Genomic DNA, 26,695 nt, shown 5'->3' with positions numbered 1-26,695 from the left:
GTGAAGGAGGCGCTAATGAAAAGTTTAATTCCACGTGAACCAACCATGCCTGAATTGTCTGCTGGCCAGCTGCAAATGATTACTGACGTTGTCTTTGGCCCACAAGTGCCACTACAAAATGGAGATTTGATTTTTGTCTTTAGTTCAGCACAAGCCGGAATTTGGCAAGCTACGCTCCAAGCATGGCGTCAAGGCCTTGCCCCACAAATTTTTGTTACCGGGGGGCAAAGTAAAACGGCTGATGCTGAGTATGCCGCTTATGTTGGCGACCGTACTGAAAATGCCATTATTACTGAAAAATTAATTGCCAATGGGGTACCGATAACGGCGATTATAGGTGAAGACCGGTCGTCGAATTCATTAGAAAATGTTATCTTTGCCACCGAAGTCTTTGATTTTACTACGATTAAACGGGTTGTCTTTATTACCAAAGCCCACGTGGTTGGTCGGCATTGGCGGACTTTGAAGCAACAGCTCCCCGCAACGGTGGAGCTAATTCCATATAGCTATGTTGCCGAATACGATGGTATTACGGTGACTCGTGATAATTGGGTAGCGAGTGCTGTTGGTCGTGCACGGGTCTGGGGTGAATATTTACGGATTCAAGCATATAGTGAAAAGGGTGATATTGCGCCCATGTAGCGGAAATTACTAAAAAGAAATGAGGTTATCAAGTGAATAACAAACCTAAACGCAATTCAGTAATCGCAGTCAGTTTTATTACTTTGGTTGTACTAGGAGTCTGCGTAGTTTTACCAATCTGGGGTATCTTCACGTTTGAAAAAGTGCTGTTGTTTAACTATCTACATTTAACGATGGTTGATGAGGCACGGATGGTACAAGGTTTTGCCGGTTCAATTTTAGTTGGTTGGTTGGCAGTGTACTTGCAAGAATGGTGGGTCACTAAGCATGGTACCGAATTTGGCCGCGGTGCTAGAGCGACGGTTAGCCGAATCTTGTTGACATATCCATTCTTTGTTGCCTATGTCTACTTACTTTGGTGTTACTTGGATTGGAATCAAAATTTAGGCTTGATTCTAGCAAGTGCAGCAGTAGCGACAGTAGGTTGGTATGCATCGCGCTTTCCAGAATTTATCGTTAAACATCGACCACATAATTAGTAAAGTAAAAAAATATTAATGATTTACGGTTGATTATCGGCTAATTAATGGGAATTATGCATAATTTACGAATGATTAGCACTTTGAGAAATCGTTTTCATAGAATTTCTTTTGTAGCGTTAAAATGCGAGCGTCTATATATTAAGAATATTAAGAAATTCTAAAGAGAAAACGCTTGCCTTATTGCAGACAAGCTCCTATAATAAGCATTGTAACCAGTAGAAGAGTGCTGGCGTACAGGGGGATTAGCTTTGTTAGTTATTAATTTAATAGCGGATAACAAAGCATTAAGAAATAATTGTTAGCGTGATGGAATTTGAATTCGGGGGGATTCCAACATATACAATTGGTGAATAGCTTGCACCAATGTAACAATTAAAAAATCGGAAAGTCCATTGCGGCCTTTCGATTTTTTGGTTGCGGGGCTGAAATTAATTTCAGCAAGCAATAAATGAGAATAGACGAAAAAATGCGACGGAAATGCAAATTTCGGTCGCATTTTATATGTTATTAGGTAGTTATCATACGAGAAATGATATACTAAAATAGATTGAGTAAACACGTTGGGGGAGGCTCAGATGAATAACGTAATTGGGCCATTGGCGATTTTGGCTTTGATTGGCTTGCTGACTTATAATTACGTCTGCTTGCAAGCAATTGGGGAGACCATTGAGCTGCAAATCACGATGTTTGTTGTGATAGGGATCGTCTTGGGGGCGTTAGTTCTTACCCGCCACGATAAGAAAAAATAAATGGGACTGCTTTGCCAGCTAATAGATAGAAGTACATAGGATTAGCTATTAAACGACCAACTCAAATTTTGAGTTGGTCGTTTTTTTGTTCTTGTAGGGGAATTTGTCACTTATAAGCAAATTATTTGCTAGGTCGAGGAGACAGGGTATATACTCCTTCATTGTACGTTATAAAATTATTAATTAACCATAATAAAATACTTTTAAAATTTAATGGTAAGTACGATATAACGTACGGATAAACTTACATAAAAATGAGGAAATAATAAAATGGCTAAAAATATTGTAATTGCAACTGCTACTCTCGATGTTGTTGGTTTGGCAACTGCTACGGAGGCACATGCTGACGACGTTAACGTTGGAACCGATGCCAATAAGGTGAAGGCTACAAATACTGAACCTACGCAAGCAACCAGTAATGTTACTGATCAAACACCAGTTGAACAAGCATCAGCTGCCGTGACTGCCGCATCAACCGCAGCCGCAACTGCCCAATCAGATAAAGCTGACGCACAAAAGAACTATGACGATGCGCAAACTAACCAAGCTGCTGCTCAAAAAGCTGTTGATTCAGCAACTACAAAGGCAACCAGTGCTGCTGCTACCCAAAGTGCCGCACAAGATTCAGTAACCGCTGCATCAACTGCTGTGTCAACTGCCCAATCAAACGCCGTTGACGCAACTCCAGAAAACATCAGTGCAGCTTCAACCGCAGTAACAACTGCCCAAACAAAGGCTAGTGACGCAGCAACATCAACAGCTGCTGCTCAAACAACTGTTGATAACGATACTAAAGCTGTAACTGATGCCCAATCAGCATCAACAAAGGCTCAAGTTGACGCCGATGCGGCAAAGGCATCTGTAACAGATGCACAAAAAGCTGTTGACAACGCATCAGCAACTATGGATACAACTGCTGCATCACAAGCTGTAACTAAGGCTCAAGACGCTGCAAATGCTGCCAAGACTGCCCAATCAGCTGCCCAAACTGCACAACAATCAGCCCAAACTGACAAGCACAATGCGGATGTTACAGTTGATGACGATCAAATTGCCTTGAGCAACTCACAAAAGGCTCAATCACAAACAAGTGACAAACTTGATGCGGCTAAAGCTGCAACTGCCACTGCGCAATCAAATGTTAATACTGCCCAAACTGATGTAAACAACGCTCAAACTGCATTAGATAATGCAACAAGTGCCCAAAACTCAGACCAAAACAGTATTATCAATGCAACATTTAGTCAAGATATTCAAAAAGCTGTCCAAAAATACATTACTGACGGTAAAGCCTTAGCAGCTCAAGGTAAAAATGCAACTCAAATTAATACGGAACTAGCTAACGATTTAACAGCTATCGGAAACGTATTTAGTAGCGGACAAACGTCAGCTAAATATGCAAACCTTCTTTATACCGGTAATACTGCCGCTGATTCATACACATGGATTCCCGGACAAGTTCGAAACGCATCCGCTGGTATTCCAGGAACATTTACAAAAGAACAAATTGATGAAGTTGAACAAGCCTTAGCTGCTGCCATAAATTCATTACGTGACGCACTTGGAATTACCCAACAAGTTGGACATGTCCAAATTTCAAACAGTGCATTAGACTTAGCAAAATTGCTTGCGGATCCAAACTTTGGAATGAGCATTGCAAATCAAAAAGCCGCAGCTACATCAACCCACGTTGACCGTAAAACAATCAACAGTTCAATGAACGACGCTATTGCCGATGAAGGTTTACGACTTCTTGTTAACCCACAAACAATAACATTCCGTGAAGTTAAACAATACTTAATCAATTCATACGTATTGTTACCATTCATATCATTAACAGATCCAACTCAAAGTTTAGGTAACGGTGCGATCTACAGTGATCAAACTGAAACCTATGCTAAACAATTGATTGGTGGAACTGCATACTTATTATCAGCTCCAACGCAAAACACCTACTTCGGACTTTGGAGTTCAACATTTGGAAACCCAAACGCTAATCCATACTTAGGTCTTGCAATTGTTAACGATGCCAACACTACTACTGGATTTGATAAGACTGGACTTGCAACACCCGGTCTTAGTGGTGGTTCACAAGCAAACGATACTGCAATCAAGAATGCCCAAGCTGCATTAAACAATGCTAAAACTACATTCACTAATGCAGTTAACACCTTATCAGCCGCATCAGCTGCTCAAACTAGTGCCCAATCTGTATATGACCGTGCAACTAACGAAGTTAACTACCGCACTGGTGCTTATAAAGATGCCGTACAAGCCCAAGCTGCCGCAGCTACTAAGTTAGCTCAAGCAAACGATACGTTAGCTCAAGCACAATCAAATGTAAAATCAACATCTGAAGCATTAACTGCTGCAAACGAAGCCTACGCTCAAAGTAAACAAGCCGTTGCTACAAAGCAAGCCGCACTAGATGCAGCTAAAGCTACTTTAGCAACTGCTGTTGAAAACGCAAAGACTGCTGACACTAATGCAACTGCTAAGAATCAAGCTGTTCTTGACGCACAAACAACTCTTGCAGCTGATCAACAAGCCTTGAACGATGCCAAAACTGCTCAAGCAGCCGCTGAACAAGCTATTAAAGATGCTCAAACTAAGTTGGCTGATTTACAAGCCGCACCTGAAGCTGTTGCTAAAGCACAAGCCGTCCTTAAAGATGCCCAAGCTAAGTTAGCTGCTGCAACAAGTGCTTACAAAGATGCCCAAGCCAATGTTGCTAACTACCAAACTATCCTAGATGCAACTAAGGGTGACGTTGCTGCTGCTAAATCAATTCTTGATAAAGCTGACGCAAACTTAACAGCCGCTCAAACAAACTTGACAGCCGCACAAGCAACACTTAAAGCTGCTCAAGACGCTGAATCAATTGCTGAACAAGTTGCTCGTCAACAACACGCAATCGAATCAACTGATGCCGCTAAGAAAAACGGCTACCACGTTGACGGTGATAAAGTTATTGACCAAGCTGGTACAGTTGTAACTGGCTGGACAGTTACTAACGGAAACATGATTGACCAATTCGGTAACACAATCACCGTAACTCCAGCAAAACCAGACAACGGTTCAACTGACAAGCCATCTGACAACAGCAACCCTGCTAAGCCATCTGATGACAACGGTTCAACTGACAAGAAGTCTGATGATAACAGTTCAACTGACAAGAAGTCTGATGCCAACGGTTCAACTGACAAGAAGTCTGACGACAATGGTTCAACTGACAAAAAGTCTGACGACAACGGTTCAACCAATGCGGAAGCTGATGACAACAGTTCTACTGACAAGAAGTCTGATGACAATGGTTCAACTGATAAGCAGTCAGCCAGTGATAGTTCAGCAGTCAATCCAGCAATGACAGCCTCAACTTATAGCTTAGATAAAAAGGATACGAATTCTGTAATGCCAACAGTTACTGCTGATAATGCTAAAACGTTGCCACAAACGGATGCAGACACAACTTCTGCCCGTGGATTATCTGCATTAGGTATGCTTACGGCGATTATCACATTAGGTGGTTCAGTAATCTTACGCCGTCGTGGTCGTAAAAATTAATAAACTACTGCTAAGGTAGTTGTTCTTACAAGCCATAAAATTATTAAAATGACCAACTCAAATTTTGAGTTGGTCGTTTTTGTGTTCGCATCATTGTGGATTATCGATTAGTAGATTAGTAATTTGGAGCGGATGAGCGGGTTCGTTCGATTCTGATGTCATCAAGGTGAAAATTAAGCTAGCAAGGTTATGGTAATCAAGATGGATGGTTTGCGCATTATTATGAAAAGGAAATTCGGCAAGATACGCCCAATGAATGGTACCTGTAAAAACGATTTTATTGGATAAAGGTGTTTGACGGATTAGGAGTAAGGGGGTTGCGGTTGTTTGTTGAATTCTTGTAATTTGCTGTTCCAACGTGAGGGTAGTAAGGGCTTCGTTAATGATAAGGGGGGTGGCATGTGATGGCTGGTGTGCAAGCATAAAGCCATACTTAATTAGGTGTTTTTGATAGTTATTCGTCGTACTGGATTGTAGTAAAACAGGTGTCAAACCATTATGCATCGCCGTAGTCGTCAAAAGCTTAACGGTTGAGGATATATTTGAATGAATCCATATAATATGGGGATCTTGTAGATTAGGGCCATCAAGCCAAATCACATGGTGCTTTTGAGCATACGACAAAATCTCAGTTAGCCAACTATCGTTATTACCTAACACAATTAGGGTTGCCACGGCTTCACTGGCTAGGAGCGCTAAAACTTGTGATAGTTCACCGTCATTATTAATCGGCCATGTTGTAATTAAGCGGCTATCTTGACGCGCACAAGTTGTCAGTTCATCAATTAATGGTAAGTAACCAAGCCTGGTCGTATGGGGTACGATAATAGCAATCGTCTGAGATTGGTGATTTTTAAAACTACGTGCTAGAGGATTTGGTTGAAAATGTAGGTCGTCAATAACTTGTAAAATGCGGGCCCGGGTTTGCGGGGCAATGCGACCACGGTGATTTAACACGCGGGAAACGGTGCTAGGAGCAACATCACATAATGCAGCGATGTCTTGTAATGAATAACGATGATTAAGCATGTCAGAAACCGCCTTTCATTTTCATAATGCGCAAACGTTTGCGCACCTTCAGATTAGTGATTCTAATGTTTGAAGTCAAGGATAGTAAAAAGAAATTGCAATAAAACCGACCTTTGTTTTTAGATAAAATATGGGGGAATTAGGCGCATCATAAAAGGAGATTGGCGGCTTTTATGATGACAGCTAAGCTATAAGTAGAAAGAAATATATCTAAAAATACAATTTAGTTGATGGGGGTACGAACAATGCGCAATTTAGATAAAATGTTGGGGACATTATATGGTCAAGCAATTGGTAGTGCGATGGCGATGCCGACGACCGGTTGGGCTCGTGAGCGCATTATCAAGGAATTTCCGTTGCCAATAACGGATTTTATGGACGGACCAAAAACCAATCCACTGGCACAAGACTACCACCGTGGGCAATATACAGTTAGCTTTCAACAAGCATTAGTTGTAATTCAAGCTCTGCATGCCAGCCATTGGGAATATGATCAGGAAACGGTATCACAGCATCTTTTGGATTGGGCGCGCCGGATTAAAGCATATGAAAAAGATACATTAGATGATACTAGTAAAGTCGCACTCCGGTTATTTGCTGGTGATAAAGATATTACCCGCATCACTCAAGTGGCGGTTGATAATGGTGCAGTAGTCCGCATACCATCCATTGGGGCATTGTACACACCAGAAGAAAAAATGCCCCTAGTTGAAATGGTTTACCAAATTTCAAAAATTACGCACGAAACTGATGTAACCATTGCCGGGTCAGCCCTTATTGCTGGAGCTGTCTGTGCAGCAGTCGCCGATTATGATTGGGATGAGATTATTGAATTTGCCTTAGTTACTAGTGAACTTGGGGAAAGTCTTGGTGCCCCAACATATTCCGCTAGAATTAAACAACGTGTCCGCTTAGGCCGCCACATTGCAGAACAATTTAAGCGCCGACCAGCTGGATTTGTCCGGGCAATGTATGAGTTAGTGGGAACTGGGGCTGCTGTAAGTGAAAGTGTCCCAACGGCGTTAGTGATTGCATATTATACGCGTGATGTTCGCAAGTGTGCACAAATGTGTGCCAACATAGGTGGTGATACGGCCACAATTGGGGCATTAGCGACTGCCATTTGTGGTGCTAAGAATGGTTGGCAATCCATTCCAAAAGATTGGTGTGGCTTAATTGATCGGCAAAATCCACCACAGGATTTAAAAGGAGTTGGCCAACAAATGCTGACGTTTCAACCTCTTAGTTCAAGTCAAAATAGCTAGCTAATTACAAATCATTGAAAGGCGGGGGTGAAGGTTATGAATGAAAAAGCAATAGACAATGCCGCTAAATCAACGGTCAAGCAATCAAAGCGTAATGAAATACCTGAAGATTTAGCTTATCAAATTGTGTTAGCGAAACTGGGTATTATTGGTGTGGCGATTGGCATCTTAATTGGCGGTTATAAATTATCTTTTTTACAAGCACTCTTAGCCGCCTTAGTTAGTTCCTTTGGCTTTATTATCCCGGCCTGGGTCGCAGCGCTTGGCCAAAAAACGGGCTTACCCAGTTTGACCTTGAGTCGGGCAACTTTTGGACTATATGGTAATCGAGCGGCTAAAGTTGTTGCGTGGTTCAATGCCTTTGGCTGGACTATATTGCAATTAAGTATTAGTTGTTGGTTGTTAACAGCGCTTATTACCCAGGGACATATTACTAAAAATCCTTGGGGAGTTGGTACTGGTGGCATCATTGCCGTAGTAGTATTAGGGTTCTTAATCTGGCAAGGTCAAAGTTGGAATCATGATATCCGCGTTTGGCTGCATGGATTATTTGTAATTTTAAGCTTAGTTGTGGCGGGAATCGCCTTTAATCAAGTGAATTGGCGGATTGAAAGTTATGTTCCTAGTACCAACTGGCTTGAAAAATGGTTACCGGCAGTTATGTTAGCCATGGTAGCAACAAGCCTGATTAGTACTATGGAAGCCGGCAATTGGGGGAAACAAATCAAAAAGGGGCACTATCGGAATAGTACGTTAGTGGCGGCTCTGATTGGTGGTGGCCTACCATCGTATTTATTGATCTTAGCTGGCTTATTATTGGGTTATGGTGTTCCGGATTTATCAAAGCAACGTTTACCTTTTATGGCCATTTATCATTTACTACCTGGTTGGCTTAGTAACAGCTACTATGTGGTTGCCGTTATTATTTTAAGCCTCCATGCCGCTCGGTCATTTAAGCATGCAACGCATCTGACGGACCCAATATTACCCCATGTGCGAATTACAAAAACTCAAATGCAAATCGGTCAATTATTACTTGCCGCCAGTTGCATGGCTGTTTTAGTCATTGTACCGCTTAAATTTTTCGAGCAATTTAGTACTTGGCTAAGTAGTATCGGAATTATCATCTTTAGCTGGTTTGGCGTCTTTTTAGCGGATTATCTGTTAGCACATCGTCAAGGATATGATGCTAGTGAAGTTTCAACAACGAGTAAATTACACTATCATTGGGAAGGCATTCTCGCGTGGCTCAGTGCCGTTTTCGTAGGTGCGCTTACTACGCAAACCGCCTTATGGCATGGCCCATGGGCGCATGGAATATTTCTAAATGCTGGTAATGGTGTTCTTTTAGCTGGTTTAGTTGGCTTTTTAACGATTTTTATTTTTAAAATAATACCTTTAAAACAATAATGAGGAGAAAATAAAATGCAAATAATTGTAACCGGATATGGTAATTTTGCTAGTGGGTTGTTAAGTAGTGCTAAGTATATTGCGGGGGATTTACCACATATTCAAGTCGTTGATTTTGCAGCGCCAATGGATGCGAAAGCCTTGGCGCACCGATATAATATTTTGTTAAAACATGATCCACAAACGGTCTTTTTTTGTGATATTGTCGGGGGCACACCATTTAAACAAGCCGTTTTAACCAAAGGGTTCCCCGATACCGATATCGCCGTGATGGCGGGTGGTAATATAAGTGGGCTACTAGCAATTGTTTGGCGCCATGATATTAACGGGTATCTTAATTCTGCTAGTTTAGCGAAAGCATTAGTTAGCGCCAGTCAAGCAGGCTTGGGGATTGATGAGTAAAAGTTAACGGTACTGTGACGTAAAGTAGGCGATATTTAGCTAACTAGCAAAAGGTTGGGGAAATTTAAATTTTCCCAGCCTTTTTTTGTGGGTATTTCGGACCTTTGGTGAGCAGTTTAGCTGCAAATAATTACTATTAAAGTGGTATATGACAATTGCTTTTAATTGTGAAAATATTAAGATATGTAAAATGTATTATGAAAAATGAAGGTAAAAGTATGTTTTTAGTTGTAAAATGACATATAATAAGGTTTATTAGAGCCGGCGTAGGCTTAATTTAAAACTATCTACATATGAATGTGAGTAATACTATGACTGATAACGATAATAATAAAATACCAACCCAACCTGTCACAATTCAAGATATCGCCCAAATTGCCGATGTTTCAATTGCGACTGTTTCACGGTATTTACATGGTCATTTAAATCGGATGTCAGCAGAAACGGCTGATCGAATCGCCCGAATAATTAAAGAAAATAACTATGTACCTAATAAAGTGGCCCAAAATTTAAAACAAAAAACTTCTAGTACGATTGGCATTATGGTTGCTAATATCGACGATAGCTTTTCAATCGAACTTTATAAAGGTGCCGAAGAATGCTTATTTAAATTAGGCTATGAATTAGTATTAATTAATAGCAAGGGCGATGCTAAACGTGAAAATCAATTAATTAATGATATGCGGAATCGGCAATTAGCCGGACTATTGGTACAACCAGTTCAAAATAAATTAGCCGATTTTAAGGTTCTTAGCGATTTAGGGCTACCTACGATGCTACTAGATCGTCATTTGGATGAACATCATTGGCCTGTGATTGAATCTAATAATGAAGCAATTAGTCGTGATTTGGGGCAAATGATTATTGATAAAGGCTATGAAGAAGTCATTATTGTTACTGAGACGGTTGCAGCAACAACTTCTCACCAACAACGAGCTAAAGGGATTTGTGAAATAGTAGAAGCCGCTGGTTTAATTACACACATTATTGAAGTGGATGAGAACCATTTTGATGGTGAAGCAGTCCATACTCAAATTGGTCAGTTAACCAATCATCGCCAAATCAAGACGGCTTTAATTGCTTTAAACGAACCATTGTTGATTCAATTAGTCGGGTTAAAGATTCGTAAGAACGTTAAATATCCCCAACAAATGGGGATTGTCGGCTATGCAGATACACCAATGATTAATATTTTAGATCCGGATTTAACTTTGGTACGCCAACAGCCAATCGAAATTGGTCGCAGAGCAGCGCAGATGTTAGTTGCAGAAATTCGTAACGAGGAAGTTGCGGAAGATTCTGTGATTATTAATGCCGAAATTATTGCAGGGAACTCATTATAATGAACTGAAACGGACTTAAATTAAGTTCGTTTTTTGCTTTTAAAAATAATAGATAAATTAATTATGGGATTTTTATATTACAATTATGTGACGTTGACTTGCAGAACTAGCCGAATGTTGCGTTAAAATGTTACGATGTTTTTTATCGCAGAACACGACTGCAAAATAACAGTAAAGGGTATGAAAATGATTGATAAGCAAGTATACACACAATTTGAGACGACTTACATTGATGATAACCGTCGCCAACGTAAATTAATTATGGGAATGAATTTATCACTTTTGATGATTAATCAATACTTAGGTCAATTTCGTCCAGCTAATTTTCCTGTTACAATTGCGGTAACCTTTGATGATCTTCTTGCAGATTTATCATCTGAAGAAATGGTCCTTGTGCTTAAAAAAATGGCAGTAAAATTGAATACACAACATCCTGAAAATAATTTATTTATTAAAATAGCTAATTTCTTGGCGGATTTTGATGTTAATGAAGCTGGTATGGCAGATTTACTAGCTAGTTGTATTGATTGTATCGATATGCTGACAATTGAAGATGATGTACCATGTACCCTACAGCGGTGGTACGATACGTATGTTAATGAAGCCGATGATGATGAACATGCCCGTGCTAAATATGTTCCATTACCAGTTATTGATCAACTTTTAAGCTATTACGAAATTCAGGATGAAGCTAATATTTATACGGAAAATGTTGGTAATGGGGCTATTCCATTACTAGTTGGCGGTCAAGCCAGTACGTATATCGATGTGGCCCAAAATGATTTTGTAACGCAATTATTTGGGGCAATTTATCAATTCCTCAATCAAGTACCAAATAATCGAATTAGCCAAGATTTTAAGTATGTAAAACCAGAATTACAGCAACAAGGATGTGATTTAGCAATTGTTAATTTGGGTGTTTTTAATCCCTTTGATTCCACAAGTACCCATGACACTATTCCAACTTGGAAACGTACATCTTTTAGTATCCGTCAGTTACAAGCCATTTTGAGCAACTATGGTCAAGCAGCCATTGTTGGTAATACAGAGGCGTTACAACAAATAAACTGGGATAATGGCACCCTGGAAGAAGGGCTTGAAAGTGGATTTATTGAAACAATGATGGTCTTAACAGCTGACCATAGTAAGATGATGCCCAAAGATGTTACCATTTTCTTCTTAAATATGGCTTTGGCCCCCTATCCTAAAGCATAGTAGGCTTGCTAGCGTATCGAACAACACCGTGTTAGGCGTGATAATCATGACTTGTCTTGTTAATGGGGGTTTGGTATATTATTAATAAAGTCTAAAAGGAGACTAAATGATGGATAATTATTTTTTTGATTTTGATGGGACTTTAGCCGACTCCGGCCAGACGGCAATCTTAGCCACACAAGCAGCATTTCGTGACTATGATTTGGCCGTCCCTGATGAAGATGCCATTGCTTATTTTATGGGTGTTCCAATTGAAGTATCATTTAAAAAGCTAGCACCAGATGCTGAATTTACTGACTATGAATTCAAAGCATTGTTGGCCATTTTTCGGTCATATTACAAGCAAATGGAAAGTAGTAATTTGACGTTATTTCCACATATTGAAAAGGTCCTTAAGCAACTACATGATGAGGGCAAACAATTATTTGTTGTATCAAGTAAACACTCGGCAGCATTAATTCGTAATTTGGAACAATTAGAGATTGATCAGTATTTCGATGCGGTCCTTGGTTCAGATCAAGTTAAGAAATTTAAACCGGCTCCAGATGGGCTTTTATTCCTACTTAAGAAGTATCACTTGGATCCCAATAAATCAGTTATGATTGGGGATGCCATTTTTGACTTACAAATGGGACAAGCCGCCGGGGTTGCGACATGCGCCGTTACTTGGGGAACCCATAGTAAAAAAGAATTGGTCGTACAAGAACCAACATTTGTGGTTAACAAACCAAAACAATTATTGAAGATTGATTAAGGAGTTCGTTGTCATTTTGACGACGAACTTTTTTATTGTATTTGGGGCACAAAAAGCGGTTTTTCACTAGCTAAATAACGCCGTTTACCTTAAATAAAGCACCACTTATTAATTTGGCAAAGTATTAGTAATTAACCGTGCTATACTAAAAATATTAATTCAGTACAGGGGTGATATAATGGGACTTTTAGATGGATTTAAAACATTGATGCGCGGTGGGGACAATAGCAATGCGGAGGTTAAGCATGCGATTGAAGTGGCAATGGCCCAAGCGGCGGCTATCGCAGCGACGCCAATTCCATTTTCGGGATCGGCTGGTTTAATTCCGACACAGATAAAAATGATTCAAACAATTTATAGCGTGCATGGTCAAACAATTTCTAAAGAAGTGTTGCAAAGCGAATTAAATGGATTAGTTCAAGGGGTTGTTAAAGCGGGAATCAAACAAGAACTAAAACGTTTATTTATTCCATCAATTTCAGAAATTGGGGCGAGTGTTATGAATGCTAAAGATGCTGCCTTATACTTGCAAATTATGGGAAATGAAATTGATAAGGGCCTTGAAATGGGAACCATTAAGGATGAAACTGACCTTCAAGTAGCCTTATTACGGGTAGCAACCCAATACTTGAACAATGTTGATCAGGCCCAAGTCGATAAAAATCAAGCTACTATGCAGCCTGAGGTAGGAGCTACTATCCCACATCCGGATACAAGTGAAATGCCTAAACTGCCATTAGATGAGCAAACCAATAATGGCCTCTTACAAAATGCATGGGGCGGTCTCAAACAAATGCGTGATGAACATCATCAGCAAGAAGCCCGTGAAAAGGAACTCAAAAAGTTACGCCATGATGAACATCATCACCACCATCATGATCACGATTAATATAGGCTAGTTAATAGAAGTCGGGAGAAATTTGCTCTCGGCTTTTTTGGTATATGCTAATAAAATAGGAGACTATGTTATGCATTTCAATCAATTAATAAATTTTTATTTGTTTTAATGTTAAATAAAAGTATAATTTCTTTAAATAAGTATATATTTATTTGTTATAAAACAATAAAAGGAGTTTTAGCTATGGGGTATAATGTTGGACTTGATATCGGAGTCGCTTCAGTTGGATGGTCAGTTGTTGATGACCATAATCGGCTAGTACGTAAAAAAGGAAAAAATTTAATTGGGGTGCGTTTATTTGAAAGTGCAACTACGGCGGCAGATCGTCGGACATATCGGACAACGCGCCGCCGGTTAGCTCGGCGACACTGGCGCTTAGGGTTATTAAACGAATTGTTTGCACCGGCATTAGCTCAAACAGGCGATACTGAATTTCTACACCGGCTTCAGTATTCGTGGGTTCATCCAGATGATGCGGCTAATCATAATAATTGGTACCAAGGGTCATTATTTGGTAATAACGATGCGGATAAGGCATTTTACCAAAAGTATCCTACAATTTATCACTTACGGGCAGCATTGATGCAAGATCCAAAGCAGCACGATTTACGGGAAGTTTACTTGGCAATTCACCACTTGATGAAGTACCGCGGTAATTTCTTGATGAACGCCGCTGAATTGAATTTGGCAGCAGTGTTTGATGTACAGGCATTTGGGGAAGCCCTTCAAATGCTTGATCCAGAATACGTGATTAACAATCCCAATCAATTGGTTGCTAGTTTAGTCGATACGAAATTAAATCGTACCGCACGGGTAGAAGCGGCCCGTGAACTAGTTAATATTGATAAACGGGTTGCCAAAGAAATTTTTAATGCGCTGGTCGGTTTAAATGTTAATGCGGCTAATTTGTTTGGCCGTAAAGTGGTAGGGGATGAAGCGAAGCCATGGAAATTTAACATGAATAATGCGGACATTGACGAGAAATTGGCAATTGTTAGTGATTTATTGAATGATGCGGATTTAAGTAGTGTTTTGTATAGTTTAAAGGATGCCTTTGATGGTTTAACCTTGCAGATGTTATTAAAAGGCAAACCATCATTATCAGCAGCAATGGTTGCTGGATATGAAGCCCACAAGCAAAATTGGGCATATATCAAAGCCCATGGGCGGACGCGTGAAAATAAAGTAGCGGTCAATGCGGCGCATAAGCAATTATTAAGTGATAATCCTGATGAACATGCTAAGGGACTTAAAGCCATGTTGGCAGCGCTTGACGGGGTTGTCCCAGCTGATGTTTTAGCCGATTTTGAACTTGCTGACAATAGTGATAACTTCTTGCCACGACAACGGACTAAAGCCAACGGGACGATTCCAGTCCAGTTACATGCGGAAGAATTAAAAGCCATTATTGCCAATCAAAGTCAATACTATCCATTTTTACAAGACACATATGTTGATGAAAAAGGAATTGCGCAAAATAAATTAATGGGCCTCTTGAAGTTCCGGGTGCCATATTACGTTGGGCCAATGGTCGTTGGTCAAAATGCGAAGGGGCGGGATCAAGCTAATCACTGGATGGTGCGTAAGAGTGCTGCGGCGATTACCCCATGGAACTTCAAACAAGTCATTGATACTGATGAATCGGCCAAGAAGTTCATTAATGCGATGATTAGTACGGATACATATTTATTTGGTGAACCAGCGTTAGCCAAGCACACGCCAACGTATGAAAAGTATAATGTCTTGCAAGAACTTAATAATGTCCGCCTAAATGGTAAGCGCTTGGATGTTAGTTTTAAACAAGCAATCTTTGATGAAGTCTTTACTGAAAATAGTAAGGTTAAACTGGAAGATGTCGCGGCATTCTTAATGAGTAAATATGGTCTGAAGGGTGAATTATCTGGATTGGCCAATAGTGAAAATAAATTCAACTCTAATTTATTCTTGAGAAAAAACATAAGGTTAAACGTTGATATAACAACGATTTTAAGTACATATAAATATATCTGGGGACATTTGGGGACGTGGGATTATTCGTTTAATAATTCAATGGTTTTTTCACTTTCGTTGATTTCTCGTTCCTTTAGTAAATGGGCATAAACTTCTAACGTGATTTTTGGGTTTTTATGGCCAATCCGTTTTGATACATATTCTAGAGCAACACCGTTATACAACAAAAAGGAAACATGAGAGTGTCTTAATGCGTGATAAGAAACATCCGGTATTGCCAATTCTTTAAGAACTTTACGAAGCTGAAAAGCGATATAACCATTTCTGCAATGCCTAAATATTTGTTGATCATTATATGAATGTTCAAGTAATACATTCTGTAATCTGTGGGAAATTGTAATTGTTCGGACAGATTCTTTAGTTTTTGGCAATGTCACTTCCATGTTGTATTGAGAAAACGATTTAGTGATAGATATCATGTCGTCTTGAACATCACTTGGGGTGAGGGCGAGAACCTCTCCTTGGCGTGCACCAGTTTCTAACGCAGTGAGAATCATTAAGTTTCGTTCGTCATCATTAATATGAGCATAGAGATAATTTTGCAATTTTTTAAAGTCAGTTGCAGACATAAATTTTAGTTTCTTTTCTGAGAACTCTGCACGATTTTTCAAACGACTCCACACATTTTTACGTACATAACCGTCTAAAATAGCATCGTTCAAAGCAGCTTTTAGACGTGTTAGGAGAGTTGTAACTCCGGAGTAAGACACATCTTTGGCAAATTCATTAAATCGTTCTTGAAGCAGTGCAGAACTCATATTATTCAAACGCACATCACCAAAATACTTATTTAATCGATATACCTGAGTATGATAAGTGTTGGTTGTAGATGCTCTGATGTCTGGTTTACGGTACTGCTCATACCATTTTTGGAAGTAATCCGCCAATAGCATATCTGATTCAACAAGAACGACACCTTTATTGCGATCAGACTCCATTTCAGTGGCCCATGCCTCAGCTTCACGTTTTAAGGTAAAGGTCTTGCTTACTTTTTTACGTGCTCCTGCTTCCATCACTGAAACGACTGCACGCCATTTTTTGCCACGTTTTTCAAAACTTGCCATAATAAAAAGCCTCCTAATATAGTAGTGATACTTAAATAAGGGGCTTACGTATGCTATAATTTTAAGCATAAGGCCCTCTAGTAGGGTATTAATTTCATAAACAGGACACAAACTTTCGACGGGGCGTGTCCTGTTTTTTATTTCTTATAACTGATATACTGAATTTGAAAAAATATCAGGAGGATAACCATATGAATCCAACGAAAGATGAGATAACAACGTTAATAGAAGTCATAGATTATTTTGTTTTTGACCATAATATTTATGATGTATCAATTGATGAAAATGGAACAAGATATGACATTGATACAAATGGTAAAATGATTTTTGATTCTTTTAACTTGAAACAAGTATCTATTTTTGATGAGCTTTATAATAAGCTAAACTTGGAATATAGTAATTTGTAAATATATTCTTTACGCCACTTAAAAGTTGATCGCATTGCTCTTTACCTGTAAACCCATCATTATGATGGGATACAGAATTTCTGATTGAGAAGAGAGTGTTAATATAACTATGTTGACGTGAATCAAAAGTAATATGCTGACTTGCGTCAAATTTGTTAATGTAATCATGAGCCGTAGGGTCTTTTCTAAGACCTTTTAAATCTTTATAATTTTTAAGAGTTAAATGCATTAGATGTTCTAATAAACTACCTATTCCTGCTGCTGCAATAAACCACTTTTTCTGATTATATCCAAATAAAACTTCGTTCAATTCGGCTGAAAATTGTTCGTTATTTAGAGTTGCGAGCATATCATCAAATTCAAATTTAGCTCTATGTAAGCTTACTGAATCAAAATCTATTAAATCTTTACTAGGTAATTTTAATTCAGAAACATTCCCATTATATTCATTAGAAACCCATTTGGAAATCCAATTTTTTATTCCAAAACTAAAAGTGTTTGAAGCGCTTGCTGCTGCTATAATGTTTTCTTTTTCAAAGTCAATTAGTTCCTTATTAAAAAGAAATTGAAGTCGGGATTCCGTACTTGTAGATATTGAAAAGAAATCGAAAGAATTAGTTTTAGCTGTAAGATCTATAAAGTTAATGTTATTTTCATCATTTTTTTGTACTAATGCCAATAAATCTATGAAGTCAACATTTTGTAAAGTTATTGCCAAAAATGTAATTTTAAGATTATTATTTTTCCAACTATACATTGGGTTTAAACTTTCTTCTAAATCTATAAACGCTACCTCATCTAGATATAATTTTTTTAAACCAGCAAGTATATTATCTAAATTAGATAAAAAGTCTTTATTTCTATCATGTCTAAAATCCATAATTAAGTTATCTATTTCTTGTGCGCTTAAAATGTTAGAATTTTTTTCATTTGACAATTTAATAGTCTCCCGTAATTTTATATAAAATAAACATTTTCAATATCAGCGGTCATTTGAGTGACCAGCAGTGAAGTAGTTTTCAATTTCTTCTTTAACCACATATTCCATGCGATCAGGAATAACGTTAACGTAGTTGAGTTCGTGGGCTTTTTTGATTAGCGTAAAGATTCGAATATCCTTACTACGTCAGACTGAAACAATTATAATTAATGTCATAACAAATTAGGTAAGAATTGCTATTTAATGTTTATTTATAATTGCAGTCTCAATCGCAATCTTTAACTGAAGAATATCTTCTTTTTCAGTTTTTATGAATGAAATAGTATTTTCATCCTTAATAGCATCAGTTACTCCACCTTTAGTATCTTGTGATCCAGGATAGTTGATTTGAAGATAGCCAACGGTAAGACCTGGTTCCTTTAATTGATAAGCAGTTATTTCTCGTAATAAAATTGATTTTTCACCATCAAGTCCTTGTAAAATGGTATTAATAGCACCTCCACGAGCAATTCGAATAAAATTAGTATCCAATCGAACTGTAGTTTTACTAGACTTAATGTAAAATGTTTTTTCATCATTTGACGTTGGAAATAGATTAATACCTGATTTTGAATCATTGAATAGTCCCATAAATATATCCTTAACAGCTTTTTGCGTGGATCAGGATTACACGTTTATTTAATTCGTAGAATACGCATATTACATTTTTAATATGGATTACTTAACATATTAGTTTTCAATTTCTTCACATACAATTGAATCGAGCCAACTAGGAGCATTAAAAATATCTACAAAGTCGGTACTACGGGCCATATATGGTTCTCTAACATCACAATAAAAGGGCATGAGGATTCTTATGGCTGTACGATTAGCAGCAACCTCTAACTTTGAACGATTATTAGCAGAAAAGTATAAAGGGGCTAACGCTATATCATCATTAAGTATGTGTCCCATTTCGTGCGCAAATTGAAATATGTAATCATGGTTATTAGCATTAACCATGATTTTTTTATTTGTGGTAATGCTATGGAAGGAATGTTCGGGGACAAGTCTCTACGGAGTTCAACAGCTATCCCATGCTCCATAGCAAAGTTTATTAAATCACTGGCTATATCCATATTAATCCTTCTTCCAACTGTCGATGATAGATTTTAAGATTTCCATCTGTTCATCGGATATTTCTTGTCCCTGATACAAGAAGACACCTTCTTTAGCTAGATCAGCAGTATTAGATGTTGGTTTTGCTGAATGCATCTCATCAGTATTGCCTAAAAGATAGTCAGTATCTACATTAAGTACAGCAGAAACGGCCTTCAATGAAACTTCGCTAGGTTCTTTAGTTTTCCAATTGTAGATAGCATTTTTACTTAGTCCTGCTTTTTCGGCTACAGTTTGTAAGCTATAACCACGTAATTTTGAAATTTCTTTAGTGCGTTCAAATAGCGTCATATCAACTTTCCTTTGATAATCGACGAAAATATTTCACAAACGTTATAAAAATAGTTGATTAATTTAACAATAGTTGTGAAAAAATAATTCATCAAGTAATACAGCAAAAAAGAAAAACTAAATTTTAGATATACTAATTGTTTTGGCGAACACGTATATATCTATAATAGATTTCTTTTGCTTATTTGGTATGCATTTATTTTACAATAGTTGTAAAATAAATGCAATAATTTGATGAATAAATTACAAGGAGGGTAAAAATGACCGGATTAGAACAAGCTGCAAAGAATGTTCAAAATACATTCAAAATTGCATTAATTAGTCGAGGTTTGAAGCAGGTTGAAGTTGCTGAAATGTTGAACACGATGCCAGCACAAGTTTCACGAGCTATTGCAGGTAATACAACACCTAAAGATACAAAAGAAGTTAGCAAAACTACTAGATGTACAAATTTAAGGAGAAATGAGATGGAAGGTGTAAATAAAAAAGAGCTGTTTACCTTATCTGAAGAGAAAGGCAAACAGCAACAAGATATATTCAAAAAAACTCAAGCAGAAAATATCACATCAGGGAAATTAGATTTACTTACTTTATTGATCATCCCGAGAAATGACACCAAGTTCTATCAAAGTGTTAATAGTAGCAATTAAAGTATTTTTTGTAGATCTTTTTAGTATTAATGGCAATGTGTTATTCAAAAGTAAATGTTCTTTTGGTGTAAGAGGTTGAGCCAAAGAAAGTTCCAACTTTCTAACAAATTCATTTTTTAGGTCGCTCTCCGCTTTACTATCCCAAACTTGAGCAGTATTTTTGGAAATTATATCCATAATTTGTTGATCTGTAAATGTCATATATTAATAGCTCCTTCAAAAGAATTTGTTTCATTAACATTATACATCAATAAGTTGATTAATAAAATATAAATATATTAAGGAAAAAAGAAATGAACTAATTACAAGTAATCGGAAAAGAAAATGTAGCAGGATATGAATTCACTGGAATTGAAAGTGGATTCGGAGATGGGACACGAGGCATGTTAGTTCGTGATATTGCAAAAATTCACGGAACTGATACGCGAACAATAAATCAAAACATTGAGAGAAATCGAAATCGGTTCAAAGATGGGACCGACATTATAGATTTAAAAACAAATAATATCGTTATCACTTTGAGTGATAACGGATTTACACAAAATCAAATCAATAGGTCTAAGCATATTTACCTATTATCTGAACGTGGTTATTCAAAACTTCTCAAGATTTTAGAAGATGACACAGCGTGGGATATTTACGACAAGTTTGTTGATGGTTATTTCAACATGCGAAAGCAAGTTAAAGAGCAACCAGAATTACCAGCTGATCCACATTCCATCATTCAAGCATTGCTAGAAGCATCTAATGATGACCATGAAACGTTAGTACAAGTTAATGACCGTGTAACTGATTTAGAAGAAAATGCGCCGTTATCTACAGGTGAGTACAACTATATCAGTAAACGAATTAATCAACGTGTATCTCAATATGCTAAGGACTTAGGTGGCGATTTAACATCTAAGCAACGAGGACAGTTATTCAAAGACATTAATAACGGTGTCAAAACTATTGCTGGTATTGATACACGGACACAACTTCGTAATCGTCACTATAAAGATGTTATTGAATTCATTAATGATTGGGAACCTTCTACTGTAACAAAGACTGTTATACGTCAAATGTCATTGAACTTAGAACAACCAGCGTAGGGGGAATAATGCAAGAAAAAATAGTTATCTACTTTTATAAGAATTTAGTGGGTCAAAACAAATATTTAGCAACAGCGACTGCAAATAGCGCTCAAGGAACAGACGCATTGTTGAGTTCAGTTGAAGAACAATTGTACAAAAAAATCCCTAAATTAAATTTAGGGAAATACGTATTGATTGATGGTGTTGTATTCAAGATTTAAATACCAATCTGTTTAGAAATGAGATCAGTTATAACCTTTGATGCGATATCAGATAGAACAGATAACGAAACGGATGAAACATTTTTAGCAATATTCTTTGTTTTATCCCATACCTTGTTATCTCTTATGTTATCTAAAAACTCATGTCCTTTCCAGGTTATACCACTACAACCGAAATGGATTACGACATTACTTCCATAAAAGAATTTGATGTCTATATAGTCAGCTTCATTTAACTTCTTGAGAGTATAAATTATTTCTTCTTTATCTATTTTTTCAAGTGATTTAGAGGAAAAAAAGTCGGACATTGTTAACTCGTGACCTTCTTTATGATTACTTTCAATGAATAAAAGAATGACACGAACGTATTCATGATTAAGTTGCATTATTAATGCTCCTTTCAAATTACTAGGCAGTGCAATGCCAGTTATTAAAGGATACCACTAAACTTATAAACCAAAAATTAATTAATGACAAAAAGGAGAAATGAAATGTTGCGATATATTTTGATTGCAGTATTAGTTTTGAACATTATTCATATCATTCAAATTGAGATGATTAACCGTAAATAAAAAATAAAAAGGAGTGCTAATTATGACTGAACAACGATTAGCTGATAACCAATTTCCACGCTTTTCCACGCTTAATGAATAAGCGAGTTTTGTGTGACTATCTCGGTGTTAGTGCGCCAATTGTTGACAACTTGATTAAGTTTGACGGATTAAACGTAGCAGCATTCACACCGTCACGAAATGACGGAAAAACGAACACGTTATTTATTAAAGAAAGGGTTCTCGAATGGGAATTAAAAGGTCGAGACGTAAATGAAGTGAGTGCTGCAATACAACGAACCGATAGACAGTTTTATCGCATCTTGAATAAAGCGTATATAGAGTTTGCTTACGGTTATCAAATAGAGTCACTGTTAGTGTACAGAGACGTGGTTAACTCTTGAAATGTCAGAAAAGTGTCAGATAAATGTCATACTTTAGATGATATAATATAAGATGAACATAACCTTACTTGGGAAGTTCCTCCGAATTAGTTTAGAAACATGTTTAGACATCCAGCGATGGGTGTCTTTTTTTGTGTATAATGTTTAAGTTGATCAAATAATTCGGGTTGCAAACTCGAAATCACAAAAAAATTTTTCTAGTCCAAATCACGTCTTTATAGTAGTATAATTACTGCTATTGGAGGAGATAAGATGCATGATTTTATGAAAGGTTTTAGTTTGAGATCGGAAATTATCATTCCGATTATTTTAACTATATTTACTGTAATCGTTAAAATATTTTGGAATAAATTTATAGAAACGTCAGTAAAAAGAGCTGCGAAGAAACGACCAGAATTTCAAGAGTTTATTAGAAAAGTTATCGAAAAAGAACAGAATGGTAAAAATCATTTTAGTCGTGATGCAGTAAAATGTTCACAAAATAATGTTATTAAATATGCCCGTTTCAAAGAAAAAATTGAAAAATCCGAAATTATTTGGTTTGACGAAATTGATAATTGGAACGCGCATAGAGATATTAAAATCAAACAATTTTATTATTATTTAACAATTACTAAAGATAAACGAAACAAGTACGTAAGCGCATAAGCACTTTTAAAAGCTATTGATGAACTCAGTGATAGTGAACTAACAGATAAGCAAAAAGCCTTTGTGCTAGAGTTTCTTCGTATTTCTAATGCCACGCAAGCGTACTTAAATGTTTATGATGTTGATAGAAAGACAGCTTTTGTAACTGGGCCAAGGTTGTTAGGAAATGTTAGAGTTCAAAATGAAATAAAGCGTCTGCGCAAAGCTAAATTACAAGAGCTTGGTGTGGACGCTTTTGATTTGATGGAAGACATGGTTGTTGAGGCGCGTGCTGATATAGGTGATTATATAGATTTCGGAAAAAGCAATCAAACTGTTTATGAGCGAGACTAAAACGGAGAAGAAATTGCTAACTGTCCTGAAACAGATGATGACGGTAATCCAATTGTTTATAGAAAATCATGGGTGCAATTCAAAGATAAAGACAAAGTCGATACACGGCCTATTAAGTCTATAAAAATGGGGTAAAGATAGCCCAGTGATTGAGTTATACGATCGTAGTAAGGCACGCGATAAATTGATAGATATCCTAAAGTCAGGCAGTGATAGCAAAATCACAGTTAACATCAAACCATTTGAGGAGGATATCTAATGCCTGTGATTAATTGGAATTTACCTAAAATGGTCAGCAAAGCTTACGCTCCGTTGTTTACTAGTAATAAGCGTTATATCGTTTATAAAGGGAGTCGTGGGAGTGGTAAGAGTGAATCTGCTGCACGTAAAGCTATCTTGGACATAGTTACTAAGCCGTATGTTAATTGGTTGATACTTAGACGATATGCAAATACCAATCGACAATCTACATTTACATTGCTACAAAAGGTCGCTACTCAATTAGGAGTTAGTGGCCTTTTTCAATTCAATAGTTCATTGCCTGAGATTACTTATAAGCCAACTGGACAAAAGATATTGTTCCGTGGTGCTGACAAGCCGTTATCTATCACTTCTATATCAGTTGAGACAGGTAACTTATGCAGGTTATGGGTCGAGGAATCATATCAGTTGGAGTCAGAAGAAGCGTTTGATGTTGTCGATGAGTCTATGCGTGGGGTTATTGATGATCCTAATGGTTTTTATTAAACGATACTCACGTTCAACCCATGGAACGAAAGACATTGGCTCAAGCGTAGATTCTTTGATGAAGATACACGAGAGCCTAACTCATTAGCATTCACTACAACGTATCGAGATAACCCATTTCTAGACGATGCTTATGTTAGTCGATTGCTAGAAATGAAGATTCGCAATCCACGGCGTGCCAGGGTTGTGGTTGATGGTGAATGGGGAGTGGCTGAAGGGTTAGTATTTGAGAACTTTGTTGTTGAACAGTTCGATTTATCTAAGATTCTTAAAGGCTCAATGATAGTACATGGTTTGGACTTTGGATTCACTCATGATCCAACAGCCTTTGTTGAAGCTGCGGTGAACACTAAGACACGATATATATATCTTTAATGAACTGTATCAAACGGGGATGTTAACACCACATTCAAAAGTGGTTGGTATCCAATGGGTATCAAAACACTGAGATATATGCTGACGCTGCTGAACCACGATTAATAGCAGAGCTTAAAGCTAATGGCGTTAGACGGATTAGAAAGTCTCGTAAGATTAAAGGAAGCATCATGTATGGGATTGAATACATTCAAGGGTTCAAGGTTCAGTCCAGACGCTAATGCAGTCTTTCAGATGGCAACAAAGGACTTTGAACTATATGAAGATTTATCAGCACAGACATTTGTAGATAAATTAACTAATTATATTTCAGTGTTTCAAGCAGACTAGCTACCACGCCTTAAAGAGTTGAACCGCTATTATTTAGCAGATAATAACATTAAGTATCGCGAGACTGGTCGAGATGTTAATCTTGCTTTAGATGTATGTCAGATTAATCAGTTCGATAACGGTAATCCGGTATAATGAGATATTATTCAATAATAGGGGGATTTGTATGTTAATTATCAAAGTTATTGGGACACTGCTAGTTTTGACAGTTGGCGCCTACATCGTCAATGGTGGGTGGGCTGAAAATTTAGGTGCACTTTATCGAAATTATAAACAATCGAATATGTCACTAGCTGAATTTTGGCGTGGTATCATTCGAAAACGTAAATAGCAATGTTTTTAAAAGGATCGTCGTCCAGTAATAATTCTGGACGACGATCCTTTTTTATTTTTTTGCACAAAATGTAATAGTACACACAGTACAATACCTTCAAAGTCAAAACCACGTCAGCAGGGGGTGAGAGGTCACCTTGTGACAACCTATTTTGTCATCGTAAGTGAGGTTCGTTTAGCTAAATATGAAGATCATAAAAGGTTGTTACTGGAATTTGAAGTGATTTTTTAATATCATAGTGATGTATTTAAATGTGTTAATGTTTGATTGGGATAGGGGCATGCTAGCGATGGCTAAATTCAACATGGTTCTATAGGAGGATTACACATGACAGAAGTTAGGTAAACGCCGTGTATGGTTATTAGTTGGTGCCATCGTCGGAGCAGTTGGAATGTTGATGATGGGCTTTAGTACTAACGTGACTACCTTAGTAATTGGTTGGATGATTGTTCAATTTTTCTACAATATTGCCGGGGCATCATTTTCAAGCTTAGTACCTGATCAAGTACCAGAAGAAAAGCGCGCTAGTTTTTCTGGCTTGATTGGTTTAGCCCAACCGCTAGGAGTTTTAATTGGGAACGTATTAGCTGGGGCTTTGAATGTTAAATTCCCAATTTTACTATGGATTATTTTGACCATCTTTGGTTTAGCCGGTCCAATCATTACTTCCTTGATGATTAAAGACACCGCTACCGTTAAGAAAACCGCTGAACCTAAAAAAAGTGTTGGTAAAATGTTAGGCAGTATTTTCCCCAACCCACGTAAATACCCAAATTACACGAAAGCATTCTTCTTAAAAATCTTTATTTTAATGGGTTATGGGGCCGGCACATACTTACCAATTATGTTAGCTCGAAAATTTGGTTTTTCAGGGAACCATGCTGGTCAAATAGTTGCGATTGTTAATATTGCTAGTTTAGTTTTTGCCGCTGGGATGAGTTTAGTGGGAGGATTTTTAAGTGATAAGATTAAACGCCAACGACCTTTAATCTTAGCTGGGGCAATCTCAATGATTATTGGGTTAATGTTATACATGACAGCAACCGGTATTCCAGTCATAATTATTGGTGGTATTTTCCTTGCAACTGGTTTTGGTTTATTTAACTCAGCCGATGCATCACTTGTTTTACGGGTATTACCTAACAAAGAAGACGCTGGTAAAGATTATGGCTTGATGACCTCCGCTAATAACTTACAAGGAGTCTTAATTCCATTATTAGCACCATTATTGTTAAAACTTGGTGGTTGGTATGCATTTTTCATTGGGCTAGCAATTATTTGTGCCTTAGGGATTGTAATGCTATATTCAATTCCAGAAGACCCACGTTATGCAGCTAGTAAACAAGCAGCAGCGGAAGAAGAAGGCCACCACGTTCCAGTAGCATAACCTAAATTTGGGAGGCAAT

At 37.5% G+C, this 26,695-nt stretch carries 30 protein-coding genes and 2 pseudogenes; 24 read left to right on the top strand and 8 right to left on the bottom strand.

Going from position 1 to position 26,695, the window contains the following annotated elements; all coding sequences use genetic code 11:
* The first annotated feature begins 15 nt into the window (after nt 1-15).
* The 4 genes from LQZ75_RS02275 to LQZ75_RS02260 all read left to right on the top strand — a co-directional run bounded on the left by LQZ75_RS02275 (nt 16) and on the right by LQZ75_RS02260 (nt 5,437).
* Entirely contained in the window at nt 16-642 is a 627-nt protein-coding gene (locus LQZ75_RS02275) for a YdcF family protein (RefSeq protein ID WP_230096224.1), read from the top strand.
* A gap of 32 nt (nt 643-674) precedes the next feature.
* Nucleotides 675-1,121, top strand: coding sequence for a hypothetical protein (locus tag LQZ75_RS02270; protein ID WP_230096223.1), 447 nt, complete (start codon nt 675-677; stop codon nt 1,119-1,121).
* Nucleotides 1,122-1,699: 578 nt separating this feature from the next.
* The gene (locus LQZ75_RS02265) at nt 1,700-1,873 is read left to right on the top strand and encodes a hypothetical protein (protein ID WP_230096222.1); all 174 of its coding nucleotides are present in this window, start codon (nt 1,700-1,702) and stop codon (nt 1,871-1,873) included.
* A gap of 270 nt (nt 1,874-2,143) precedes the next feature.
* Nucleotides 2,144-5,437 carry a hypothetical protein gene (locus LQZ75_RS02260; protein ID WP_230096221.1) on the top strand — a complete coding sequence of 1,098 codons (3,294 nt, stop codon included), beginning with the start codon at nt 2,144-2,146 and terminating at the stop codon, nt 5,435-5,437.
* Nucleotides 5,438-5,527: 90 nt separating this feature from the next.
* Here the strand turns inward: LQZ75_RS02260 and LQZ75_RS02255 are convergent, their stop codons facing one another.
* Nucleotides 5,528-6,466 carry a LacI family DNA-binding transcriptional regulator gene (locus tag LQZ75_RS02255; RefSeq protein WP_230096220.1) on the bottom strand — a complete coding sequence of 313 codons (939 nt, stop codon included), beginning with the start codon at nt 6,464-6,466 and terminating at the stop codon, nt 5,528-5,530.
* 245 nt (nt 6,467-6,711) lie between these two features.
* Here LQZ75_RS02255 and LQZ75_RS02250 point away from each other — a divergent pair, with 245 nt between their 5' ends.
* The 8 genes from LQZ75_RS02250 (at nt 6,712) to cas9 (ending at nt 15,853) form a co-directional block, all read left to right on the top strand.
* Complete coding sequence (locus tag LQZ75_RS02250; RefSeq protein WP_230096219.1) at nt 6,712-7,731, top strand: ADP-ribosylglycohydrolase family protein; 1,020 nt, start codon at nt 6,712-6,714, stop codon at nt 7,729-7,731.
* Nucleotides 7,732-7,767: 36 nt separating this feature from the next.
* The gene (locus LQZ75_RS02245; protein WP_230096218.1) at nt 7,768-9,141 is read left to right on the top strand and encodes a cytosine permease; all 1,374 of its coding nucleotides are present in this window, start codon (nt 7,768-7,770) and stop codon (nt 9,139-9,141) included.
* Nucleotides 9,142-9,156: 15 nt separating this feature from the next.
* Nucleotides 9,157-9,543, top strand: a complete 387-nt coding sequence (locus LQZ75_RS02240; protein WP_230096217.1) for a PTS sugar transporter subunit IIA domain-containing protein — start codon at nt 9,157-9,159, stop codon at nt 9,541-9,543.
* A 311-nt stretch (nt 9,544-9,854) separates the two neighbouring features.
* Complete coding sequence (locus tag LQZ75_RS02235) at nt 9,855-10,886, top strand: LacI family DNA-binding transcriptional regulator (protein WP_230096216.1); 1,032 nt, start codon at nt 9,855-9,857, stop codon at nt 10,884-10,886.
* 186 nt (nt 10,887-11,072) lie between these two features.
* Nucleotides 11,073-12,101, top strand: a complete 1,029-nt coding sequence (locus LQZ75_RS02230) for a hypothetical protein (protein ID WP_230096215.1) — start codon at nt 11,073-11,075, stop codon at nt 12,099-12,101.
* 109 nt (nt 12,102-12,210) lie between these two features.
* Nucleotides 12,211-12,855: an HAD family hydrolase gene (locus LQZ75_RS02225; RefSeq protein WP_230096214.1), complete on the top strand. Its 645-nt coding sequence runs from the start codon at nt 12,211-12,213 to the stop codon at nt 12,853-12,855.
* A gap of 178 nt (nt 12,856-13,033) precedes the next feature.
* The gene (locus LQZ75_RS02220; RefSeq protein WP_230096213.1) at nt 13,034-13,744 is read left to right on the top strand and encodes a hypothetical protein; all 711 of its coding nucleotides are present in this window, start codon (nt 13,034-13,036) and stop codon (nt 13,742-13,744) included.
* A gap of 192 nt (nt 13,745-13,936) precedes the next feature.
* Nucleotides 13,937-15,853 carry a type II CRISPR RNA-guided endonuclease Cas9 gene (gene cas9, locus LQZ75_RS02215; protein ID WP_230096212.1) on the top strand — a complete coding sequence of 639 codons (1,917 nt, stop codon included), beginning with the start codon at nt 13,937-13,939 and terminating at the stop codon, nt 15,851-15,853.
* Here cas9 and LQZ75_RS02210 read toward each other — a convergent pair.
* On the bottom strand, nt 15,784-16,827 hold the full coding sequence (locus LQZ75_RS02210) for a tyrosine-type recombinase/integrase (RefSeq protein ID WP_230096211.1): 1,044 nt from the start codon (nt 16,825-16,827) through the stop codon (nt 15,784-15,786). The two genes, cas9 and LQZ75_RS02210, sit on opposite strands and share 70 nt — an antisense overlap.
* A gap of 191 nt (nt 16,828-17,018) precedes the next feature.
* On the opposite strand from LQZ75_RS02210, the gene LQZ75_RS02205 reads away from it, so the two are divergent.
* On the top strand, nt 17,019-17,234 hold the full coding sequence (locus LQZ75_RS02205; RefSeq protein ID WP_230096210.1) for a hypothetical protein: 216 nt from the start codon (nt 17,019-17,021) through the stop codon (nt 17,232-17,234).
* Here LQZ75_RS02205 and LQZ75_RS02200 read toward each other — a convergent pair.
* The 4 genes from LQZ75_RS02200 to LQZ75_RS02190 form a co-directional block, all read right to left on the bottom strand.
* Nucleotides 17,182-18,171, bottom strand: coding sequence for a hypothetical protein (locus LQZ75_RS02200; RefSeq protein ID WP_230096209.1), 990 nt, complete (start codon nt 18,169-18,171; stop codon nt 17,182-17,184). The two genes, LQZ75_RS02205 and LQZ75_RS02200, sit on opposite strands and share 53 nt — an antisense overlap.
* A gap of 243 nt (nt 18,172-18,414) precedes the next feature.
* Nucleotides 18,415-18,804, bottom strand: a complete 390-nt coding sequence (locus LQZ75_RS02195; protein ID WP_230096208.1) for a DUF4429 domain-containing protein — start codon at nt 18,802-18,804, stop codon at nt 18,415-18,417.
* A gap of 99 nt (nt 18,805-18,903) precedes the next feature.
* The gene (locus LQZ75_RS09795; protein ID WP_432443444.1) at nt 18,904-19,197 is read right to left on the bottom strand and encodes an ImmA/IrrE family metallo-endopeptidase; all 294 of its coding nucleotides are present in this window, start codon (nt 19,195-19,197) and stop codon (nt 18,904-18,906) included.
* A gap of 96 nt (nt 19,198-19,293) precedes the next feature.
* Nucleotides 19,294-19,623 (bottom strand): helix-turn-helix domain-containing protein, encoded by a 330-nt coding sequence (locus LQZ75_RS02190; RefSeq protein ID WP_168721259.1) that lies wholly within the window; start codon nt 19,621-19,623, stop codon nt 19,294-19,296.
* A gap of 260 nt (nt 19,624-19,883) precedes the next feature.
* Here LQZ75_RS02190 and LQZ75_RS02185 point away from each other — a divergent pair, with 260 nt between their 5' ends.
* Entirely contained in the window at nt 19,884-20,273 is a 390-nt protein-coding gene (locus LQZ75_RS02185) for a hypothetical protein (RefSeq protein ID WP_230096207.1), read from the top strand.
* Here LQZ75_RS02185 and LQZ75_RS02180 read toward each other — a convergent pair.
* Nucleotides 20,214-20,474, bottom strand: a complete 261-nt coding sequence (locus tag LQZ75_RS02180) for a hypothetical protein (RefSeq protein WP_230096206.1) — start codon at nt 20,472-20,474, stop codon at nt 20,214-20,216. The two genes, LQZ75_RS02185 and LQZ75_RS02180, sit on opposite strands and share 60 nt — an antisense overlap.
* A gap of 182 nt (nt 20,475-20,656) precedes the next feature.
* Here LQZ75_RS02180 and LQZ75_RS02175 point away from each other — a divergent pair, with 182 nt between their 5' ends.
* Entirely contained in the window at nt 20,657-21,364 is a 708-nt protein-coding gene (locus LQZ75_RS02175) for an ORF6N domain-containing protein (protein WP_230096205.1), read from the top strand.
* Nucleotides 21,365-21,372: 8 nt separating this feature from the next.
* Nucleotides 21,373-21,567: a hypothetical protein gene (locus LQZ75_RS02170; protein ID WP_230096204.1), complete on the top strand. Its 195-nt coding sequence runs from the start codon at nt 21,373-21,375 to the stop codon at nt 21,565-21,567.
* On the opposite strand, the gene LQZ75_RS02165 is transcribed toward LQZ75_RS02170, so the two are convergent.
* A complete protein-coding gene (locus LQZ75_RS02165; protein ID WP_230096203.1) occupies nt 21,564-21,953 on the bottom strand; it encodes a DUF2513 domain-containing protein in 390 nt (129 codons plus the stop codon). The two genes, LQZ75_RS02170 and LQZ75_RS02165, sit on opposite strands and share 4 nt — an antisense overlap.
* Nucleotides 21,954-22,774: 821 nt before the next feature.
* On the opposite strand from LQZ75_RS02165, the gene LQZ75_RS02160 reads away from it, so the two are divergent.
* The 8 genes and pseudogenes from LQZ75_RS02160 to LQZ75_RS02130 all read left to right on the top strand — a co-directional run.
* A complete protein-coding gene (locus tag LQZ75_RS02160) occupies nt 22,775-23,170 on the top strand; it encodes a hypothetical protein (RefSeq protein ID WP_230096202.1) in 396 nt (131 codons plus the stop codon).
* Between the two features lie 63 nt (nt 23,171-23,233).
* On the top strand, nt 23,234-23,503 hold the full coding sequence (locus LQZ75_RS02155) for a terminase small subunit (RefSeq protein WP_230096201.1): 270 nt from the start codon (nt 23,234-23,236) through the stop codon (nt 23,501-23,503).
* Between the two features lie 258 nt (nt 23,504-23,761).
* Nucleotides 23,762-24,391 (top strand): annotated as a pseudogene (locus LQZ75_RS02150) (PBSX family phage terminase large subunit); the annotation flags it as partial.
* Nucleotides 24,392-24,403: 12 nt separating this feature from the next.
* Nucleotides 24,404-24,625, top strand: a complete 222-nt coding sequence (locus LQZ75_RS02145) for a hypothetical protein (RefSeq protein WP_230096370.1) — start codon at nt 24,404-24,406, stop codon at nt 24,623-24,625.
* A gap of 44 nt (nt 24,626-24,669) precedes the next feature.
* Nucleotides 24,670-24,846 carry a terminase large subunit gene (locus LQZ75_RS09790; protein WP_349304981.1) on the top strand — a complete coding sequence of 59 codons (177 nt, stop codon included), beginning with the start codon at nt 24,670-24,672 and terminating at the stop codon, nt 24,844-24,846.
* Entirely contained in the window at nt 24,800-24,955 is a 156-nt protein-coding gene (locus LQZ75_RS02140; RefSeq protein ID WP_230096200.1) for a hypothetical protein, read from the top strand. The genes LQZ75_RS09790 and LQZ75_RS02140 overlap by 47 nt, the downstream gene beginning before the upstream one ends.
* A 166-nt stretch (nt 24,956-25,121) precedes the next feature.
* A complete protein-coding gene (locus LQZ75_RS02135) occupies nt 25,122-25,286 on the top strand; it encodes a hypothetical protein (protein ID WP_230096199.1) in 165 nt (54 codons plus the stop codon).
* 349 nt (nt 25,287-25,635) lie between these two features.
* Nucleotides 25,636-26,676: pseudogene (locus LQZ75_RS02130) on the top strand (MFS transporter); the annotation flags it as partial.
* Between the last annotated feature and the right edge of the window lie 19 nt (nt 26,677-26,695).

Source organism: Periweissella fabaria (assembly GCF_918814575.1).
GTDB lineage: Bacteria > Bacillota > Bacilli > Lactobacillales > Lactobacillaceae > Periweissella > Periweissella fabaria.
This window is presented reverse-complemented; position numbering and strand designations above follow the sequence as displayed.

What these genes read in the sequence shown, in the direction of transcription:
- LQZ75_RS02275 (WP_230096224.1), top strand. Translation starts at nt 16, where the DNA reads ATGAAAAGTTTAATTCCACGTGAACCAACCATGCCTGAATTGTCTGCT.
- LQZ75_RS02265 (WP_230096222.1), top strand. Translation starts at nt 1,700, where the DNA reads ATGAATAACGTAATTGGGCCATTGGCGATTTTGGCTTTGATTGGCTTG.
- LQZ75_RS02260 (WP_230096221.1), top strand. Translation starts at nt 2,144, where the DNA reads ATGGCTAAAAATATTGTAATTGCAACTGCTACTCTCGATGTTGTTGGT.
- LQZ75_RS02255 (WP_230096220.1), bottom strand. Translation starts at nt 6,466, where the DNA reads ATGCTTAATCATCGTTATTCATTACAAGACATCGCTGCATTATGTGAT.
- LQZ75_RS02250 (WP_230096219.1), top strand. Translation starts at nt 6,712, where the DNA reads ATGCGCAATTTAGATAAAATGTTGGGGACATTATATGGTCAAGCAATT.
- LQZ75_RS02245 (WP_230096218.1), top strand. Translation starts at nt 7,768, where the DNA reads ATGAATGAAAAAGCAATAGACAATGCCGCTAAATCAACGGTCAAGCAA.
- LQZ75_RS02240 (WP_230096217.1), top strand. Translation starts at nt 9,157, where the DNA reads ATGCAAATAATTGTAACCGGATATGGTAATTTTGCTAGTGGGTTGTTA.
- LQZ75_RS02235 (WP_230096216.1), top strand. Translation starts at nt 9,855, where the DNA reads ATGACTGATAACGATAATAATAAAATACCAACCCAACCTGTCACAATT.
- LQZ75_RS02230 (WP_230096215.1), top strand. Translation starts at nt 11,073, where the DNA reads ATGATTGATAAGCAAGTATACACACAATTTGAGACGACTTACATTGAT.
- LQZ75_RS02225 (WP_230096214.1), top strand. Translation starts at nt 12,211, where the DNA reads ATGGATAATTATTTTTTTGATTTTGATGGGACTTTAGCCGACTCCGGC.
- LQZ75_RS02220 (WP_230096213.1), top strand. Translation starts at nt 13,034, where the DNA reads ATGGGACTTTTAGATGGATTTAAAACATTGATGCGCGGTGGGGACAAT.
- cas9 (WP_230096212.1), top strand. Translation starts at nt 13,937, where the DNA reads ATGGGGTATAATGTTGGACTTGATATCGGAGTCGCTTCAGTTGGATGG.
- LQZ75_RS02210 (WP_230096211.1), bottom strand. Translation starts at nt 16,827, where the DNA reads ATGGCAAGTTTTGAAAAACGTGGCAAAAAATGGCGTGCAGTCGTTTCA.
- LQZ75_RS02205 (WP_230096210.1), top strand. Translation starts at nt 17,019, where the DNA reads ATGAATCCAACGAAAGATGAGATAACAACGTTAATAGAAGTCATAGAT.
- LQZ75_RS02195 (WP_230096208.1), bottom strand. Translation starts at nt 18,804, where the DNA reads ATGGGACTATTCAATGATTCAAAATCAGGTATTAATCTATTTCCAACG.
- LQZ75_RS02190 (WP_168721259.1), bottom strand. Translation starts at nt 19,623, where the DNA reads ATGACGCTATTTGAACGCACTAAAGAAATTTCAAAATTACGTGGTTAT.
- LQZ75_RS02185 (WP_230096207.1), top strand. Translation starts at nt 19,884, where the DNA reads ATGACCGGATTAGAACAAGCTGCAAAGAATGTTCAAAATACATTCAAA.
- LQZ75_RS02180 (WP_230096206.1), bottom strand. Translation starts at nt 20,474, where the DNA reads ATGACATTTACAGATCAACAAATTATGGATATAATTTCCAAAAATACT.
- LQZ75_RS02175 (WP_230096205.1), top strand. Translation starts at nt 20,657, where the DNA reads ATGTTAGTTCGTGATATTGCAAAAATTCACGGAACTGATACGCGAACA.
- LQZ75_RS02170 (WP_230096204.1), top strand. Translation starts at nt 21,373, where the DNA reads ATGCAAGAAAAAATAGTTATCTACTTTTATAAGAATTTAGTGGGTCAA.
- LQZ75_RS02165 (WP_230096203.1), bottom strand. Translation starts at nt 21,953, where the DNA reads ATGCAACTTAATCATGAATACGTTCGTGTCATTCTTTTATTCATTGAA.
- LQZ75_RS02160 (WP_230096202.1), top strand. Translation starts at nt 22,775, where the DNA reads ATGCATGATTTTATGAAAGGTTTTAGTTTGAGATCGGAAATTATCATT.
- LQZ75_RS02145 (WP_230096370.1), top strand. Translation starts at nt 24,404, where the DNA reads ATGAAGATTCGCAATCCACGGCGTGCCAGGGTTGTGGTTGATGGTGAA.
- LQZ75_RS02140 (WP_230096200.1), top strand. Translation starts at nt 24,800, where the DNA reads ATGGGATTGAATACATTCAAGGGTTCAAGGTTCAGTCCAGACGCTAAT.
- LQZ75_RS02135 (WP_230096199.1), top strand. Translation starts at nt 25,122, where the DNA reads ATGTTAATTATCAAAGTTATTGGGACACTGCTAGTTTTGACAGTTGGC.